General features: G+C 62.5%; 14 protein-coding genes. 6 read left to right on the forward strand and 8 right to left on the reverse strand.

Annotation, left to right across the window (positions count from 1 at the left end; all coding sequences use genetic code 11):
* The first annotated feature begins 31 nt into the window (after positions 1 to 31).
* Positions 32 to 655 carry a ribonuclease H gene (locus FR699_RS02760; RefSeq protein ID WP_154551894.1) on the forward strand — a complete coding sequence of 208 codons (624 nt, stop codon included), beginning with the start codon at positions 32 to 34 and terminating at the stop codon, positions 653 to 655.
* Positions 656 to 673: 18 nt separating this feature from the next.
* On the opposite strand, the gene FR699_RS02765 is transcribed toward FR699_RS02760, so the two are convergent.
* The gene (locus FR699_RS02765) at positions 674 to 2,941 is read right to left on the reverse strand and encodes an NADP-dependent malic enzyme (RefSeq protein WP_158853849.1); all 2,268 of its coding nucleotides are present in this window, start codon (positions 2,939 to 2,941) and stop codon (positions 674 to 676) included.
* Positions 2,942 to 3,051: 110 nt separating this feature from the next.
* Here FR699_RS02765 and FR699_RS02770 point away from each other — a divergent pair, with 110 nt between their 5' ends.
* Positions 3,052 to 3,855, forward strand: a complete 804-nt coding sequence (locus tag FR699_RS02770; protein WP_158853851.1) for a COX15/CtaA family protein — start codon at positions 3,052 to 3,054, stop codon at positions 3,853 to 3,855.
* 105 nt (positions 3,856 to 3,960) lie between these two features.
* Here FR699_RS02770 and FR699_RS02775 read toward each other — a convergent pair whose 3' ends face one another.
* Entirely contained in the window at positions 3,961 to 5,454 is a 1,494-nt protein-coding gene (locus FR699_RS02775; protein ID WP_158853853.1) for a replication factor C large subunit, read from the reverse strand.
* A gap of 136 nt (positions 5,455 to 5,590) precedes the next feature.
* On the opposite strand from FR699_RS02775, the gene FR699_RS02780 reads away from it, so the two are divergent.
* Together FR699_RS02780 and FR699_RS02785 are read left to right on the forward strand one after the other, a co-directional pair.
* Positions 5,591 to 6,562: an ABC transporter ATP-binding protein gene (locus FR699_RS02780; RefSeq protein ID WP_158853856.1), complete on the forward strand. Its 972-nt coding sequence runs from the start codon at positions 5,591 to 5,593 to the stop codon at positions 6,560 to 6,562.
* Positions 6,559 to 7,791, forward strand: a complete 1,233-nt coding sequence (locus FR699_RS02785; protein ID WP_158853859.1) for an ABC transporter permease — start codon at positions 6,559 to 6,561, stop codon at positions 7,789 to 7,791. Before FR699_RS02780 ends, FR699_RS02785 begins: the two co-directional genes overlap by 4 nt.
* A 27-nt stretch (positions 7,792 to 7,818) precedes the next feature.
* Here FR699_RS02785 and FR699_RS02790 read toward each other — a convergent pair whose 3' ends face one another.
* Positions 7,819 to 8,496 (reverse strand): metal-dependent hydrolase, encoded by a 678-nt coding sequence (locus FR699_RS02790; protein WP_154551888.1) that lies wholly within the window; start codon positions 8,494 to 8,496, stop codon positions 7,819 to 7,821.
* A gap of 152 nt (positions 8,497 to 8,648) precedes the next feature.
* On the opposite strand from FR699_RS02790, the gene FR699_RS02795 reads away from it, so the two are divergent.
* Complete coding sequence (locus tag FR699_RS02795; protein ID WP_154551887.1) at positions 8,649 to 9,356, forward strand: helix-turn-helix domain-containing protein; 708 nt, start codon at positions 8,649 to 8,651, stop codon at positions 9,354 to 9,356.
* Positions 9,357 to 9,472: 116 nt separating this feature from the next.
* Here the strand turns inward: FR699_RS02795 and hmgB are convergent, their stop codons facing one another.
* From hmgB to FR699_RS02815, 4 genes are all read right to left on the reverse strand, one after another.
* On the reverse strand, positions 9,473 to 10,807 hold the full coding sequence (gene hmgB, locus FR699_RS02800) for a hydroxymethylglutaryl-CoA synthase (RefSeq protein WP_158853861.1): 1,335 nt from the start codon (positions 10,805 to 10,807) through the stop codon (positions 9,473 to 9,475).
* Between the two features lie 80 nt (positions 10,808 to 10,887).
* On the reverse strand, positions 10,888 to 12,426 hold the full coding sequence (locus tag FR699_RS02805; protein ID WP_158853864.1) for a LamG-like jellyroll fold domain-containing protein: 1,539 nt from the start codon (positions 12,424 to 12,426) through the stop codon (positions 10,888 to 10,890).
* Between the two features lie 2 nt (positions 12,427 to 12,428).
* Positions 12,429 to 14,516, reverse strand: coding sequence for a hypothetical protein (locus FR699_RS02810; RefSeq protein ID WP_158853867.1), 2,088 nt, complete (start codon positions 14,514 to 14,516; stop codon positions 12,429 to 12,431).
* A gap of 63 nt (positions 14,517 to 14,579) precedes the next feature.
* Positions 14,580 to 15,161, reverse strand: coding sequence for a DUF2150 family protein (locus FR699_RS02815; RefSeq protein ID WP_154551883.1), 582 nt, complete (start codon positions 15,159 to 15,161; stop codon positions 14,580 to 14,582).
* A 174-nt stretch (positions 15,162 to 15,335) separates the two neighbouring features.
* Here FR699_RS02815 and FR699_RS02820 point away from each other — a divergent pair, with 174 nt between their 5' ends.
* Complete coding sequence (locus FR699_RS02820; protein ID WP_154551882.1) at positions 15,336 to 15,740, forward strand: universal stress protein; 405 nt, start codon at positions 15,336 to 15,338, stop codon at positions 15,738 to 15,740.
* On the opposite strand, the gene FR699_RS02825 is transcribed toward FR699_RS02820, so the two are convergent.
* The gene (locus FR699_RS02825; protein ID WP_158853870.1) at positions 15,737 to 16,762 is read right to left on the reverse strand and encodes a mechanosensitive ion channel family protein; all 1,026 of its coding nucleotides are present in this window, start codon (positions 16,760 to 16,762) and stop codon (positions 15,737 to 15,739) included. The genes FR699_RS02820 and FR699_RS02825 overlap by 4 nt on opposite strands.
* Positions 16,763 to 16,828 lie beyond the last annotated feature (66 nt).

The raw sequence follows: 16,828 nt of genomic DNA on the forward strand, positions 1-16,828 counted from the left end.
ATTTACAAGGGCTCGACCGTGACCGATAGACATGGCCGCATATGGCCGGCCGACACTCCGTGACCTGTTCGACGATTCTCCGACGCCACATATCGCCCACCCGCCACGGACCCATCACCGGGACTTCTACCTCGCGACCGATGGGTCGTTTCGCGAGTCCGAAGGTGGCCTCGGTGTCGTGATCGAAACGCGAGACGGCGAGTGTGTCGCTCGCCTCTCGGTGCCGGACGTGGTGCCGGACAACAACGTCGCGGAGTATCGAGCCCTCCATTTGGGCCTCGATGTCCTCGCAGCCAGGGCACCGAACCGAGCACAGATCGGTGTTCTCATCGATCACGACGACCTCGCCGGCAACGTCAACGCCGCGATGCTCGCCTTCGAGGATCCGGTCGCCGAGTCCCCACACACGCTGTCGATCCCGCCGGCCTCTCGACACCACTGGCGCGGTATCCGGGCACGAATGCGCGAGTTCGATTCCCTCCGGGCCGCCCGTATCGCCTCGGACGTCAATCCGGCCCACCCGCTTGCCAACGCGCCCGAGGAGTACGCCCACGTCAACGACGAGCGTGAGCGCTGTCTGCGTCCGGAACCGCCCACGGCAACCGACCAGCGTGTCCCTCCCCCCTCACGATCTGACCGGGCGGCTGACGATTGATTCGGGTTCCGGTGGCCGTCACTTCTGTCGGTGCTTGGCTGCCTGTGCGTCGACGACGGCGACGCCAGCCAGGTTCACGATATCCTCGACGTCGTCACCACGCTGGACGACGTGGACTGGCCGATTCATGCCTGCAAGCATCGGCCCCACGGTGCCCGCACCGCCGAGCGTCTGCAGGAGTTTGTAGGCGATATTGCCAGCCTCCAAATTCGGGAAGAGCAACACGTTGGCCGGATCGTCGAGAGCGGAGAATTCGTACGTTCCTGTGAGGATTTCCCTGAGGATGGCCGTATCCGCCTGCATCTCGCCGTCGACGGGGAACTGGACTTCCGGGTCAGCCCTGAGCCGGCGGGCGGCCTCCCGCGGGGCGTGTGTGCGTTCGTCATCGACACTCCCGAAGTCGCTGTAGGAGAGTAGTGCGGCGCGCGGATCGACGTTGAACCGCCGGGCGAGTGTGGCAGTGTGGCGCGTAATCTCTGTCAGCACCTTGGCGTCTGGGTCCGGATTAACAGTTGTATCGGCCAGGAACAGCACCTGATTGCGGAACGTGAGCATGTAGACGCCTGCGGCGTACTCGGCGTCGGGTGCCGTGCCGATGACTTCCAGTGGCGGCCGAAGGGCCGACGGATAGTGGTTGGTCGCGCCAGTCAGCATCGCGTCGGCGTCGCCCACTTCGACCATGACGCTGGCGAGGTAGTCGCCATTGGCGAGCAAATCACGGGCTTCCCGGCGTGTCACCCCCTTTCGCTTGCGGAGCTCGTAGAGCCGATCGGCGTATCGCTCGACGTCTTCGTCGTCGAGATCGACCACCTCCGGGGTAAACGAGAGCCCGAGCCGTTCGGCGCTCGATCGGATCCACTCTCGGTCTCCGACCAGCACTGGGTCGGCGATCGAGCGGTCCGCCAGTTGGTAGGCCGCCCGGAGCATCGCGTCGTCGTTGCCCTCCGCGAGGACGACCCGCTTTGGATCGCTCTTGGCTTTGTTGAGGACGACCCGCATCATCTCGCGGGATTTCCCGAGACGAGCTTCCAGCCCCTCGACGTAAGTGTCCAGATCTGGCTGTTGTCGCGCCGTGCCGGACTCGATGGCTGCTCGTGCCACGGCGGGGGCGACCTCGAAGAGCACGCGTGGATCCAGCGGCTTCGGAATGACGTACTCCGGGCCGAACTGGATCGCCTCGCCGCCGTAGGCTTTCACGACCGCATCCGGGACGTCTTCGCGGGCGAGGGCGGCAAGGGCCTGGGCGGCGGCGACTTTCATCTCCTCGTTGATCGTCCTGGCCCGTGCATCGAGTGCCCCACGGAAGATGAAGGGAAAGCCCAGGACGTTGTTGACCTGGTTGGGATAGTCAGACCGGCCCGTTGCGACGATCGTAGTCCCCTCGCCGGCCGCCTTGGCCGCGGGATAGTCGATCTCGGGGTCGGGGTTGGCCATCGGGAAGACGATCGGGTCTTCGGCCATCGCGGCCACCATCTCCGGATCGACGATGCCGCCGACCGACAGGCCAACGAAGACGTCCGCCCCGACCATCGCCTCGGCCAGGTCCCCGGCCGGTCGATCGCTCGCGAATTCGGCCTTGTACTCGTTGACGTCCCCGGCTGCCGCTCGATCCGCGGTGACGATCCCGCCCGAGTCGACCATCGTGATTCCGGACGCGGGAACACCGAGTGACTCGAAAAATCGAGCTGTGGCGATCGCACTCGCCCCGGCACCCGAAAACACGACTTCGAGGTCGTCGATGGCTTTGCCGAGGATATCTGTGGCGTTCAGCAGTGCCGCCCCGCTGATGATCGCGGTCCCGTGCTGGTCGTCGTGGAAGACGGGGATCGACAGCGACTCCTTGAGGTGTTCTTCGACCCGGAAACACGCCGGGGCAGCGATGTCTTCGAGGTTCACGCCGCCGAAGGTCGGTTCCAGTGCCTCGACGACGCCGATCATCTCCTCGGCGGAGCCGACGTCGACTTCCAGATCGAAGACGTCGATATCGGCGAATCGCTTGAACAACACGCCCTTGCCTTCCATGACCGGCTTCGAGGCGAGTGGCCCGATGTCCCCCAGTCCGAGCGTGGCGCTGCCATCGGAGACGACAGCGACGAGGTTCCCTTTCGAGGTGTACTCGAAGGCATCGGTCGGATCGGCGTCGATCTCCCGGCAGGGACCGGCAACGCCCGGCGAGTACGCCAGGCTGAGATCCCGCTGGGTGTTGGTCGGCTTGGTCGTGGCGATCTCGAGTTTCCCGGGCGGGTCGCGCCGGTGATATTCCAGGGCGTCGTCTTCGAGTCCCATGCGAGATGCCTGTTACCCAGTACCAAAAAGGATTGCCTGCCGGCCAGTGTCGAACCGACCGATCGGCCGGAATGCGGGAGGCTAAGTGGGACCCGACCGAACGGTCGCGCATGGACCGGCGGTTTCGCTCTCTCGTTGCTGTCACGACAGCGTTCGTCTTCGCGACGATCCTTCTCGGAGTCGCAACGAAGTCCTACGGCGCTGGGCTGGCCTGTCAGGCGCGCTGGCCGGTCTGTGACGGCGGCATCCTGAACCTCTTTCCCGAATCGTTCCCGAGTTTCTTCGAGTGGATCCACCGGGTCGTCGCTGGCGTCGGTGGCCTGTTCATCGTCGGGACGGCACTCGAAGCCTGGCGACGAGACGTGGCACCGAAGATCCGGAACGCGTTGATCGTCGGGGCGCTGTTGACGCCGCTGCAAGTCCTGCTCGGCCAGCAGACAGTCGTCAACTTCACGTTTCCAATCTTGACGGCGCACTTCTGGACGGCCTTTACGATCTTTGGGGCCTTTGCCTTCGCGCTGGTCGCGTCCTGGGCTGATGCAATCCACACTCCGCAGCTGAAAGGTGCTGCCGTCCTCGCTCTCCTGCTTTTTCCCGTGCAAGTCCTGTTGACGCCGCCGTTCATCAGCAGTTACACGCCAGTCCTCCAGACGCTGCAGTACGCTGTCCTGCTCGTGTTGGTACTCTCGGTGATCGCCCTGGTGGTCGTCGATCGCCGGGCGTTTCCGGCGGCCTACCGGACTGCGCCCGTCGTCGCGATCGTCGCGCTGGTGCCGACGGTTTATCTGGGCCGGCACCTGCTTGCCGGGTCGACCATCCATCGGATCGTCTATCTGCTCGCTGGACTCGTCGTCTTCGGCGCACTCGTCGGGAGTGCGATCGGGACCTGGCGGAGTGCGGATCCGGCACACTAGGCTCCGCTCTTAGCACGTTCAGAAGGGTAGCGACAATGAAATCGTCCAGCCATCAGCTACTCGAACCACCGGAGCTGTTCCGGATCGGCCGGGCAACGTTCAGCCTCAGACGAAATCGCCGAGGCCGGTCTGCTGGTCGTCTTCGCTCTCCTGGGCTTCTCCCTGGCTAGGATCGCTCGCCTCGTCACGCTCGATGCTCGCCGATGTATCGCCGTCGTCCGCGGCTGTCACTCTGGCGTCTCCCTCGGCGGCACTCTCGGCCTCGTCGCTTGGATCGCCTTCATCTGAACCAGGCTCGAACGCCCCTTCAGAGCCCTCGACGGCAGCTTCCTCGCGCAATTGGTGGGCGTCTTCGACGATCGACTGGACCTTGTTCGTGTCTTCGCCGCTCCCGGTGACGAAAGCCACGTGTTCGGCCGACAGATCGTAGGCGGCGGCCATCGCGACCGTCGCCTCGCGGTTCTTGCAGTGATGCGTGATGACTTCCAGATGTGGAAGGATCTTCCGGCGGGCCGTACTCATGCTGACGCCGCTGGTTTGGGCGATTGCCCGCGCCACGTCGTCGCGGGTCCCGCGTGCCCCCTTTGTCCGGCCGAGTTTCGACCAGTAACTCGGTGGCCCATAGCGTGTCCACCCGCTCTTTTTCCCGTCACGGGCGGCCGCCACGCCGGCTGTCATGTTGTCGGCGGCATATCGCCAAAAGGAGTAGTTCTGGGTGGCCCGAACCCGGCCGAGCCAGCGGTCCGCGCTCGACAGCGATCGATAGGCAGCCGCCAGTTCCGTCCCCTCGTACTCTTTTGGCATGTTGTCCTCGATCCAGGAGATGAGGTCGTCTGGCGTCTCGTCGACGTCGTAGGATCCCTCCAGGGCTTGCTGGGCATCGGCTTCCTTGAGAACGGCGTCCAGATAGTCGAAGATACCCGTCGTCCGGTCACGATCGCCAGTGACGACGCCCTCGGCAGTTATCGTCTCCCGACCGTCCGCGGCCGCCTGTAAGTCCTTGATCGCTCCCCGGAGGTCGCCGTCGTTGGCCTCGGCGATCTTCTGCAGGGCGTCGTCCTCGAAGCCGACATCTTCCTGGCGACAGATATCCCGCAACACAGGGACGATCGAGCGTGTCGAAACGTCCCGAAATTCGATGTCGCGGCAGGCGTTCCGGAGGCCATTTGACATCTCGTAGAACTCGTTTGCGATCAGCACCATCGGCTGGCTGGCTTCGTTGACCACGCCGGTGATCGCCCGCGCCCCTCCGCGATCGGCGTTCCCATGGAGGTTGTCCGCCTCGTCGAGGATGAGGAGGCGTCGACCAGCCCCGCCTTCGGTCAGCGTCCCGCTTTTGGCCGCTTCGCCGGCGACGCGCTCGATGACGGCTTTCGTCCGGGCGTCGCTTGCGTTCAACTCGATGGTCGGCCAGTCTAAATCGGCCGCAAGGGCGTGGGCTGCAGAGGTCTTTCCGACGCCCGGCGAGCCATGGAGAATGACGGCTTCGCGGTGGTCGGGCCAGGTTTCGGCCCACTCGGCGAGTGCGTCGCGGGCCTTGTCGTTGCCCCGCACCTCCGCGAGCGTCGATGGGCGGTGTTTCTCCGTCCAGTCAGTCATTGCCGAACCCTGGAGCGAACGGCGGTTAGATGTTGCGGAGCGGATCTCCTCGGAACCGGTCTGCATCTGTTTTAAGGTTTACCGGCAATAGTGACAGACGATTACGGATGTCAGCGTGCCAAGAGCGTGCGATCCAATGACTGTACCAGAGAGTCCAACCGCTGGGGCGGTCATCACCGTCACAGACTTACAGAAAACATACGGAGAGACAACGGCCGTCGACGGTGTTAGCTTCGAGGTCCGCGAGGAGGAGATTTTCGCCCTCGTCGGACCCAACGGCGCGGGCAAGACGACGACCGTCGAGATGCTCGAATGTCTCCGGACGCCAAGCGGTGGATCGGCCACGGTCTTGGGGAACGACGTTGGAACTGCTGGCCGTGCGATCAAAGCCGAGATCGGCGTCGTCCCCCAGTCGTTTCACACCTTCGAGCGACTGACGGTCCGGGAGAACGTCGCACTCATCGCGCAACTGTACACCGACAGTCTCGCTGTCGAGACAGTCCTCTCCGAACTCGATTTGGCGGAGTGGGCCGACCGTCGATTCGAGGCCCTCTCTGGCGGGCTACAGCGTCGGACGGGAATCGCGATGGCGCTCGTCGGGGACCCGTCCGTGCTGTTCCTCGACGAACCGACGACCGGCCTGGATCCGGACGCGCGCCGCCAGACCTGGGACCGGATCGAGGCGCTGGCCGACCGCGGGACGACGGTCGTTCTGACGACTCACTACATGGAGGAAGTCGAACAACTCGCCGACCGGGCTGCCCTGTTGCTCGAAGGCACGATCGAGGCTGTCGACACCGTTCCGCACCTGATCGAACGCTACGGCGGTGCGATCAAAGTCGTCGTCAGGGCCGACAGTCGCCGAGACGAACCGACTGACGACGACACGATCGAGGAGATCCTCGCGGCGGATGCAACCGACACGTACCGGACTGACGAGGGCGACGTGGTTGGCCTCTTCGAGGACCGCGAGCGAGCACAGGAGACGTTCAGTCGCCTCCATCGTGAAGGCGACGACCGGGCGATCGATCTGGTGAGTGCGGGCATGGAGGACGTGTTCTTGCGATTGGCCGGTTCGACGCCGGAGCCAGGCGGTGAGCTGTCGTGACACGCATTTTCGCCCTCTTGATCGCACTCCTGAAAGACTGGTCGCGTTCCCGGGAGACTGTCTTCTTCGTCGTCCTCTTTCCCATTATCCTGTTGGTGATATTCAGCAGCGTCTTCGCTGCCAGCGCGCCCGCGTTCGGCATCGCCGTGCACAATCAGGATCTCGGTCCCGACGGCGAACCGACGAACCTTTCGGCGCGGTTCGCCGAGAGCATAGGGAGCGTCGATCCGTTGTCAGTCACGCATGTCAACGCGTCCCAAAATGTTACTGAGAGTGACGACACTCGTCGCGTGCTGGTGATTCCTGATGGCTTTGGCGAGGATGTCCGCGAGCAGGCCGGGCGTGCCCGGATGGTGATTGTCAGAGACACCGTTGCAGCCGTCCAGGGACAGTTGAACGCGAGTCAGCGACAGTCGATTCAACGCGGCCTCGCGACGGCCGGAGAACAGATGAATGGGACCAACGCGACCGGTGCCACGGTGCAATTGTACGCGCCGCCTGACGATGAATCGGCACCTGTCGTCCGAGGAATCCTCGCACAGGTCGTCGCGGAGTTCAATCAGGCGGCGATCGGAGTCGAGGAGCCGCCCGTCACGATGGCCTCGGCCACGAGGGGACCGGGTGGGCTGGATGCCGTCGAGTACTACCTGCCGGCGTTTATCGCCACGCTAGTGTTGATCAACGGCGTGATGACTGTCCCGAGTATGATCGCGGGCTTCACCGACGACGGTACGCTCAAACGACTCGCCGCGACGCCGTTACGGAAGCGCGACTGGATCCTCGCGAACGTTATCCAGCAGTCGCTTTTGGCCCTCGTCCTGACGGGGGTGATGCTGGTCGTCGCGGCGGTCGTCTTCGGCGTCACGGTCGTGCCAGGGCCGCTTTCGATCGCGCTCTTGCTGGTCGGGGCCGTTGGCTTCTCGGCGCTCGGGATGGCCCTGGGGAGTCTCCTGCCGGATCCCGATGCCGCGACGAGCCTGGGCGGGATCGTCGCGTTCCCGATGATGTTCCTCTCGGGGGTCTTCTGGGAGCTGGACATCATGCCCGAGACGCTGCAAACGATCGGCCGATTGTTGCCACTCTATCAGTTCCACCGCGGGTTGCGCCGGCTCATGATCGACGGGACGACTGAGGACGTCTGGCCGGCATTTCTCTCCCTTGGCGCCCTGGCCGTGGTCTTTCTCGCCGTGGCGATTGGGCTGACTCGCTGGCGGGACTTCGCCGAGTAGCCGTCCCGTCCGCTCGGTCACCGTCGTTCACCGCTCGCCGGCGACGCGTTGCTCGATCAGCCGGCCACCGACGACTACCGCGCTCGTCACAACGAGCAGGAGTTGCTGGCCCGACCGGACGACGGGGACAGTCCGTTCGACGTTCGCCGGCTCCTCCCCTTCCCAGGGATCGACGCCCGAACTGTAGAACGTCTCGTCCGTCGAGCCGACGGCGACCTCGCCGCCGCTCCCGCCGCCACTGCTGGCACCGTCGGCCGTCGATTGTGAAAGGTCGACGAACGTCTGGACGATCCCGTCGTGGGTCGAGAGCAGTATTTCGCCGTCGAGCTGGTAGAACTGGTCGTGGACCGGGTAGAAGACGTTGACCCCGTTGGTAAACATGTCTAGCCCGATGCCTGCGATCGCAAGCGAGAGGAGACTCACCCAGGCGACACGAACGCCTGTGTGGTCCCAGCGGGCCCGGACGAACGACGTCTCCCGGTAGCGAGTATCGTACCAGAGGACGAGCCCGATTGCCATCGGTAACAGGAACGTGTGCAGGACGGCACGGTGTGCACTCTCGACCACGAGGCTTGCGAACGCGTCGAGGTCGGGAATCGCCGCCGCCACGAATACGACGGCAAGCGCCCGGAGATCGAACGCTGCCCCGAGCAGTCCTGCCGCGAGCAAGCCTGCAAGTGCGAGATGGACCACCGTCGAGGGCATGGTGTTTGGTACTGAGTGACGGATAGGCAAGTTTTTTCGGGGCGATCGTCGGACATCTGCCCAGACGAGTGGTTCCGTCCAGAGGGGTGGTTCGACGGGAGTCGAGTAACGATTCGACAGGAGTTATATCCGCAGGTCACCGACGACAACCCATGAGTCAGGGCGAACGTGCACAGCTGGCCGAACGCATCGCCGGCGAAATTGCCTGTAGCGAGCGCTCAGGGGAGACGATCCGGAAATGGCGGACCGACTTCGAAGTCTCCCAGACCGAACTCGCAGACCGACTGGACGTCTCGCCGTCCGTCGTCTCCGATTACGAGAGCGGCCGGCGGGACAATCCGGGGATCGCGGTCGTCAGACGCACGGTCGAGGCACTGCTCGATATCGACGAAGGGCGCGGCGGGAGACACATCCGCCAGCACGCACGGGTCATCTCTGCAGGCTACGACAGAGACAGTGTGCTCGACCTCCGGGAGTTCTCGGCTGCGGTCCCTATCGAGCGCTATTTCGATGCGATCGATGCAACCCAACTGGCGGCTGGGACTCAGGAGACCGTCGTCGGCCAGACGGTTATCGACTCTATTGCGGCGATCAGACGCCTCTCTAGTGAGGAATTCTATCGCCTGTACGGCCAGAGTTCCAACCGGGTGCTCGTGTTCACGAACGTCTCTCGGGGCGAGTCACCGCTCGTGGCGATGCGCGTGGTCAATCCCACCCCGAACGCGGTTGTCCTCCACGGGATCGAGAACGCGGACGTCTGGGAGCACGCAGCCGATCTGGCACGCGTCGATGGCTTCGCGCTTGCGACGACGACGACCGAGCTTTCGGCCGTACTCGACGCTGGTGACGAACAGTTTTGAGAAAGACGGCGAGGGGATGCGGCCGCGATACGATGGGCCAGGGCGACCACATCCCGGTCCCGCCGTCCGGGCGGTAGACCCCAACCGGCGGCGTCCCGGCGTGAAAATCGACGACGTTACTCGACGTAGGTGTACTTGCGCTCGCCCATTCGACCCCAACCGTCGAAGACGAACTCTTCTTCGGGCGTGGTGAAGGCGTCGATATCGGTGCTTTCGTCGTAATTGTGGACGTCGTGGATCTGCTCGTACTCGGTGAAGCTCAGATCGTAGCGCTCGCGCAGTTGCTCCTCGACGTTGAGCTGGGCGATCTCTTCTTCCCAACCAGGCTGGACGGTCTCGATGTGGACCTCGGCCTGTGCACCACTGCCATACGAACAGACGAGCATCTGCTGTTCGTCCAGGTCGCGGCCGTTCTCGCGGGCGTCCCGGAGCGCGGCGGCCCGTGCGAGATGGACCGAGCCGGTGTACCAGTTGCCAACGTATCGGGAGATCCCAAGCGTCGGTTCCACCGTCAGATCGTACCACTCCTGGTAGCGATCGGTCTCGGTCAAGTCGTCGGTGTATTCTGAGAGTGCATCCCGGAACGCCTCGTCGTCCTCGAAGTCGTCGGGTCGGGGCTGTGGTCCGATTTCCTCTGCCAGCGCATCCTCGACGTCCGTCCCGCGCGAAATGTGGCGATAGCCGAGTGCGGCGCCTTTCCGGACCATCCCGGGGAAGGGGATGTGGAAGGGTACGACGGCGAAGTCATCAGGATGCAGATCCTGTTGTTCCTCGAGATCGCGAAGCGCCTCGCGCATCCGGGCAAGATAGACCTGCATCGATCGTTTGCCGTCGACGCTGGGGAACTGCTGGTTGGGTTTGAGGAAGTCCGTCTCGTCGGCACTGCCAAAGCCCTGGAGGGGTTCGACCACTGTGAGATCGGGATCCTCGTCGATCAGCATGGCGACCGCACCAGCGCCCTGGGTGGCCTCACCGGAGTCGCCGCGCTCGTACAGTGCCGTGTCCGTCGCGATGACGAGTGCGGCCCGACCACGGTTCTTCCCGGATGTGACCCAGTTGACGGCGTCGTCGATCGCCTGGGTCCCGGCCAGACAGGCGAACTTCCGCTCGCCCTTGTTCGCGTGGTGGAAGTCGTCCTCGAAGACGTCCTCCAGGCAGCCGGCGATGTACGTCGACACCGGTTTGGAGTGGTCGAACGCGCTCTCGGTGGCGACATCGATCCGGCCGATGTCCTCGGGAGTGAGTCCCTTTCGATCCATCAGCCGCTTGGCTGCGTTTGCCCCCATCGTGACGATATCCTCGTAGGCGTCGGGGAACGAACTGGCGTGCAACCCCAGCCCCTTCGTGTACTTTGCGGGGTCCTCGTCTTTGACGGGCGCAAACGTCTCAGCGAGGTCGAGTTTCAGATTGCCGGTACGGATTTCCACGGCGTCGATGCCGGCGGTAGTCATGGTTCAGTTTCACTGACGGCGAAGTGACTTATGTTTCTGTCGATCAATACTTCGTCGATTGTCGAAAAATCTGACGACCGTCAGTCGCCTTCGAGAGTGCCACCACCGAATCGGGGTCCGGTCGTCAGCGAATCTGTTGCCAGAGTGACGACGAGTCGATAGTGACGACTCGGGGTTGACAGGCCCGTCACGTCGTAGGAATCACTCCCGTCGAGACTGATCACGTCACTCTGGGTGAACGACCCGTTGTCGCCGGGGTCGGATTCGACGGTCACGGTGACAGTGGTTCCCGTTGGAATCGTCGCCTCGACGTCTGTCAGCGATAGGTTCGATGGATCGACGTTCCGCTCGAACCGTTTGACGCCGCTGGTCAGGTTCCCCTGCCAGACCTCTGACGCTGCCGGCGAGGTGCCGTTGTAGAGCCGGGCCACCTCCGTCGCGGTGAGCTGCTGGTCGTAGACCCGGAGCTCCTCGATGGAGCCGTCCCAGCGGTCGTCCTTCGTGCCCTGGCCGACCAGGAGCTGGGTGACAGCGCTGGTGGTGCCCGTCGGGAAGCCGCTGTCGTAGGCGTTCTCGTTGCCATCGCCGTCGCCGAGGTAGCTGAGTCCGTCCTCGCTGCCGTTCAGGTAGAGGCGCGGGCGCTCCCCGCTCTCCCACGTCAGCACGACGTGCTGCCAGTCCGTGGTCTGGACGTTGCTCGAACTCTCGAACTGGACCACTCGGCCATCGACCGAAACGGCCCCCTTTATTAGGTCGTCTCCACCCCCAGCCCACCCATCTTCGTCGTACCGCAGTCCAAGGTAGTCGTCGGTGTCATCGGGTGCGGCCGTGGTCAGGATACCGTGGTCAGTACCCGTGACGTTCGATCGCACCCAGACAGAGATCGTGACCGCGGACCGCCCGTTGAGGTATTCGTCGGCGTTTTGATCTTCGAGCTGGTCCGTGGTGCCGTCGAACTGCACGGCAGAGGTGTTCAACAGCCCCGGCCGGTCGAGCGCCGGGTCGCCGGTGACGGTGAGGTCCCGATCGTTCCCCGCGGCGTTGGCGATTGGGTCGGTCGGATCGTCCAGCGGCCAGTACGCGATCAGGGCATCATCAGTCGCCGGCGTGCCGAGGTCAATGCGGTCGGCGCTGTGATCGCCGAAGTCCGCATGGACCACCCCGCCCTCGCTGACAGCCCTATCCCAGTCGCCGGCACTTGCCCAGACGAGCGGGCCACCTGAGTCGGGCAGATCGAAGGCCTCGTCGTAGAGAACGGTGTTCGACGGGTCGTGGACGACGAGCACGCGAACGCTGTCGGTGAGTCCGTGCGTGTAGAAGAGTTGTTCGCCAGGGCTAAACGAATCGCCTCCGTCGCCGCCCGTGAACGATGTTAAGGTGAGTCGCTGTGTGCTCCCGTCTCGGAGGACGATCGAGATGTCCCCACGCGCGAACGAGGTCCCCCCGAGGTGACTGATCGTCAGTTCGGTTCCATTGACGTCGACTCCCAGATTCGCTGCCGGATTGTCTGTCGTATCGACAGTACCCAAGGTTACGACGCCGACGAGGACCGAGAGAATGACGATGACGGCTGTGAGGAGGATGACGCCGATGACATCGGATTGTGCGCGGTGGGCCATCACTAGGCCGTGAGTGTGAATTCCTCGGTAGCTTGCATGCCATTAACGGTGTACGTAATTGTAATATTCAGTTCCTCACCATTCATATCGTGGTTCTTGCGGTTTCCGGAGCTACCGGTGGTAGAGTAAAACTCGTAAAAGGAGATCGTCGCGGAATTACCTGCGTTAATCACTGGCTTGTTTCCACTGTTGTACAGTCCATCTTCCCCAACTGTCGTTGTCAATCCACTGGCCGGAATCGTTGCGCCGCCTCCGTAGTCCGTAAATGCGCTGATATCAGCATCAACGTATATTTCCACGTTATCCGGATCCGGTTGATTGAAGAGCTCATCACTGAGTTCCACTATATCATCGTTCACCGGATCAACCGTTATGGAATCAATCGTTACGTCTGAGCTGTACTCGTTTGTCACGCTGAATTCTACACCCCCTGCCGTGTCTTTGCCCTGTGGATCATCTTGCCCGTCCTGTGCCAGTGCATCGTTATTGTAAATGAGGCTGACTGCATTGATCACCTCCAAGACCAACGTATCGCCGCTCGAGCCACTCGACGTGTACACGTTGACAAATCCATCGTCCAGTGCGACGACTTCCGTGGAGTTTTCGCCATTCGCGTCTGTCGTTCCGGTCGTGCGAGACAACGAAACGATCGACGTGTCGTTGAGTGCGTACTCGACGGTTGCCTCTTGGGCGATTGAAGAGGTCCCCATCGTTAGTGTCTCCCTCAAAGATTGACTCGCATCGAACGTACAGACCTCCTCGGGGCCGCTCGGGCAGTCGATTGCTGCCTGGCCGCTCGGATCGAGCCACTCGACCGTGTACGCGCCGGTTCCGTTTCCACCTCCCGTGTCTAGTCCACTCCGGTCCGTGTTCTGGACCGTCACGGCCATCGAGACGTTCTCAGACCCCTGTGGATCGAACGCGCTGGTTGGTTGCCCATCGAGGCTGACGTTGATCCGGACCGTTCGGCTGGCTTGGCCCGTAATATCGTCGGCCAGATACTCAAACTCGGCGCGGCCGTCGGCGCCAGTAACCACCGTCGAATTGACGAGACTCCCGTTTTCGGGGCCTGCCTCGACGCTTGCAGACAGTTCGACGCCCGAGACCGGATTGTTGAACTGATCGCGGGTCTCGACGATCAGCGACCGTCCACTCTCTTCTTCGATCGAAGCTCCGTCACCGGCAACGTCTGTGATATATCGGGCCGATTCCGACTCGGTGTTCGTTCCGACACCCACCTTCGCCATCCGAAGCGTGTACGTCTCCGATTGCTCGAATGCGATCGAGACCAGATCGAACGATTCCTCAGGAAGCGAAGTTCCATCGACGCTGACGACATATCCGCTCTGGTCGGTAAATTGCCCGGAGTCACGCAACAGTGACCGCCAGTCGCTCGCGTTGCGCATCGACGCAAACTCGATCGTGACGTTCTCACCTGTTTCGTTCGTGACCGCGACGTCAGTCTGGGAGGCACTGAGGGCTTCGAGATCGAGCGAAATCGATTGACTCGACCGCCGGTCGTAGGACCCCTCGATCGCCACGAGCGTTATCTCACGGCCATCGACGAGCGTCTGTCCCGACGACCACAAGCTTGCGTCGTCGAACTGCCTGAACAGTGCTGTGGTATCGTAGCCGATCGTGGGTGGATCGATAAATTCGCTGTAGTCCGGCGTATAGGCGATCGCTCCCGAATTCCGGGTCTGGTTCGTCCCGGTCCAGAAATCGTCCGTTTCCTCGTCGGTTGCGCGTGCATTCGCGACTGTCACGTTGATCGTGTCGTCGTTCGTCCCGACTGTATGCAGGCGACCGCCCGGCGGCGGCGGATTCAACGCGACTAGTCGTGCCGGATAACTCGTACCCAGGGCGATCCCGACCGATCGTCCCTCCCCCGTCCTCGGGATAGAGATGATCCCATTCCGCAGGTCCTGCATGTCGCCTGCGACTGTCTGTAAGTGATTTGCTTCGACCTGCTGGTTTTGATTTGGGACGACAAACGCCTGAAACAGCGAGAAGGCAATCACCAGTACGGCAAACAGTAAGACGGCTCCGATCTGGATCGCTTGGGCGCGGTCATCGTCCCGGAACGGCATTAAGTGACCTTTCGTCGTCGTCGATAAAAATGTGTGTGCCGCTTGCCGGACGGCGTCCGACGATCAGTCTTCGTCTTCTTCGACGACTTCCGGATCGCTCAGTGCCGTCTGGAGGCTGTCGAGGCCGTTGACCCACTCGGCGACGAGTCCGAATTCGAGTTCGTCGACGACATCCATCGACAATTCGTCTTCGTCAGCGAAGATTCGCGTCCCGGCCTGGACACAGTAGCCGAGCGCGGCGTCCATATCTTCGCTCGCTTCGGCGTCGCCCGCTGCCTCGATGAGATCGTCGATCGATGCTTCGGCGACATCACCGGCGACATACTCCTCGGCTGCATAGAAGACACAGACCAGCGACGTCTGGACGCCGTCGACGACCATCAGTTTCTCCTCGTCGTCCATCTCGACTTCTTTGAGCACGATGTCGCGGACGGACCCGATTTCTTCCAGGGCCGTCTCGGTGTCGAGTTCGCCGTCCTCGTAATCGGTGACGATCTTGGCGACGGCGATCGCGGCATCGTCCTGGAGGTTCAACAACAGACGGGCCGAATCTTCTTCTTCGGGATCGATACTTTCGGCTTCGATTCGTTCGATCCAGTTTTTCCAGCGTTCCTCTGTGTAGTATTCTCCCGGTGGTGCGCTCATACCACTCCGTTCGTGCCTCCGGGGTTATGGCTTTCGCTCGGCTACGATACCGCCAGGTGCTCGGCCCTGCTGGATTGTCTGTACGCTGGGACAGCTCACGACCGAATTCCGAGACAGCTGACTCTACTCCGGGAAGCGAAACGTTGAGGATCGGTGACGAACTACCTCCCGGTGATGTCGACCGTCCTGGCTCCTGTTCGCTATCCTCTCTCCGATCACTCCCGGGCGACACTTTCACGGGCAATCGAAGTCGCCCACGAGGAAGATGCTGACCTGGCCGTATTACACGTCAACCTCCACCAGACCAACGGTCACATAGCGCGACCGGAACTCAAGTCTGCGGTGGAAGAGACCTTCGGGAAGCTGCCAAAGACGCGGTACGTCGTCCGGTCGGGCTTGCTCGTCGAGGAGACGATCCTCGAAGAAGTGGCGGCTATGGATGCTGACGTCGTCGTTATCGGTCGGAAACAAGTCAGCCGCTGGCGGGAGATGGTTCGCCGACTCGCCGACGATCCGGATATCGCTACCTATCTCGACGGGGAACTAGATTGTCGTGTCGTCACGGCCTCGGTCGATTAGTCTGACGACGAGTCAGCCGGTGACTCTCGGTTCGTATCGGGTCGCATCGATTCTGTGTCGGCTCGACGTTCGCTGTGTCTCTCTTGCCGGACCGGTAACTCGCCGCTAGTTTCGTCGAAGACGAGATGGGAGTGTGGGTAGGCGATCTCGACGTCGATGTCTTCGAGTGCCTCCCAGATCGCCGTCTGGACGCGTGATCGCGTCGCCAGGAGTTTGTACGGTTCCTTGATCCAGAATCGCAGGGTCAATGTAATCCCGTGATCGCCGAACTCGTTGATATAACAGGTCGGCCCGGCCGGGTATCGGGCGGCGCCGACGCGAATATCTGGTCCGCCACCGATAACGCCGTCGACGGAGCGGGCCGCTCGTTCGAAGCGATCCCGGGCGGTGTCGAGATCTCCTTCGTAGGTGACGACGATATCGATTGACTGTCGGGTTCGTGGGTCCTCGGCCGAATAGTTCACGACGTCGCGGTCGCGGATGGCTCCGTTCGGGATGACCAAAAACGTATTATCGAGCGTGAAAATCTTCGTGTACCGGAGCGTAATATCTTCGACGAACCCTCGGCGATTCGTATCGGCGAGTTCCACCATATCGCCGATTTCGTAGGGCTGGTCGGCCAGCAAGAAGATCCCGCTGATGACGCTGCCGACGATCGGTGCGAGGACGACACCGACCACGGCCGAGAAGACGGTCACTGAGAGCGCAATATCACCCAGTTTCAAGCCAAAGATTCGCAGGATCACCAGCAACGCGAGGACAGACACACCGGCCCGAATCCCGCTGAGAAACGTCCGGGTGAGGCTCGGTCGGCGAAAGTGTCTGGCAATGCGTCGGCCAAAAAGGGTCACCAGCCCCCGAGAAAGGAGCCAGGCACCAACCAACACGACTACCACGGCGACGAGATCGATCGCCCAGCTCGGGACCCAGGTCGGTACCACTTCAGCGGCGCGTGTCACGCCCGACCCCTCGGTGGGTGGCGTCGCAAAAACCGACGAGGGGGCAACGACGGGCGACTGCATGCAAGCAGGGACACTCCCGGTAGAAAAAAGGGTTGTGACCGCCCACCGCAACTCCAGTCGGTCCCG

Origin of the sequence: Halorhabdus sp. CUG00001 (assembly GCF_009797925.1) — an archaeon.
Taxonomy (GTDB): domain Archaea; phylum Halobacteriota; class Halobacteria; order Halobacteriales; family Haloarculaceae; genus Halorhabdus.

Excerpts from the sequence above, each read along its gene's own strand:
- FR699_RS02760 (WP_154551894.1), top strand. The coding sequence starts at position 32 with ATGGCCGCATATGGCCGGCCGACACTCCGTGACCTGTTCGACGATTCT.
- FR699_RS02765 (WP_158853849.1), bottom strand. The coding sequence starts at position 2,941 with ATGGGACTCGAAGACGACGCCCTGGAATATCACCGGCGCGACCCGCCC.
- FR699_RS02770 (WP_158853851.1), top strand. The coding sequence starts at position 3,052 with ATGGACCGGCGGTTTCGCTCTCTCGTTGCTGTCACGACAGCGTTCGTC.
- FR699_RS02775 (WP_158853853.1), bottom strand. The coding sequence starts at position 5,454 with ATGACTGACTGGACGGAGAAACACCGCCCATCGACGCTCGCGGAGGTG.
- FR699_RS02780 (WP_158853856.1), top strand. The coding sequence starts at position 5,591 with ATGACTGTACCAGAGAGTCCAACCGCTGGGGCGGTCATCACCGTCACA.
- FR699_RS02790 (WP_154551888.1), bottom strand. The coding sequence starts at position 8,496 with ATGCCCTCGACGGTGGTCCATCTCGCACTTGCAGGCTTGCTCGCGGCA.
- FR699_RS02795 (WP_154551887.1), top strand. The coding sequence starts at position 8,649 with ATGAGTCAGGGCGAACGTGCACAGCTGGCCGAACGCATCGCCGGCGAA.
- hmgB (WP_158853861.1), bottom strand. The coding sequence starts at position 10,807 with ATGACTACCGCCGGCATCGACGCCGTGGAAATCCGTACCGGCAATCTG.
- FR699_RS02805 (WP_158853864.1), bottom strand. The coding sequence starts at position 12,426 with ATGGCCCACCGCGCACAATCCGATGTCATCGGCGTCATCCTCCTCACA.
- FR699_RS02810 (WP_158853867.1), bottom strand. The coding sequence starts at position 14,516 with ATGCCGTTCCGGGACGATGACCGCGCCCAAGCGATCCAGATCGGAGCC.
- FR699_RS02815 (WP_154551883.1), bottom strand. The coding sequence starts at position 15,161 with ATGAGCGCACCACCGGGAGAATACTACACAGAGGAACGCTGGAAAAAC.
- FR699_RS02820 (WP_154551882.1), top strand. The coding sequence starts at position 15,336 with ATGTCGACCGTCCTGGCTCCTGTTCGCTATCCTCTCTCCGATCACTCC.
- FR699_RS02825 (WP_158853870.1), bottom strand. The coding sequence starts at position 16,762 with ATGCAGTCGCCCGTCGTTGCCCCCTCGTCGGTTTTTGCGACGCCACCC.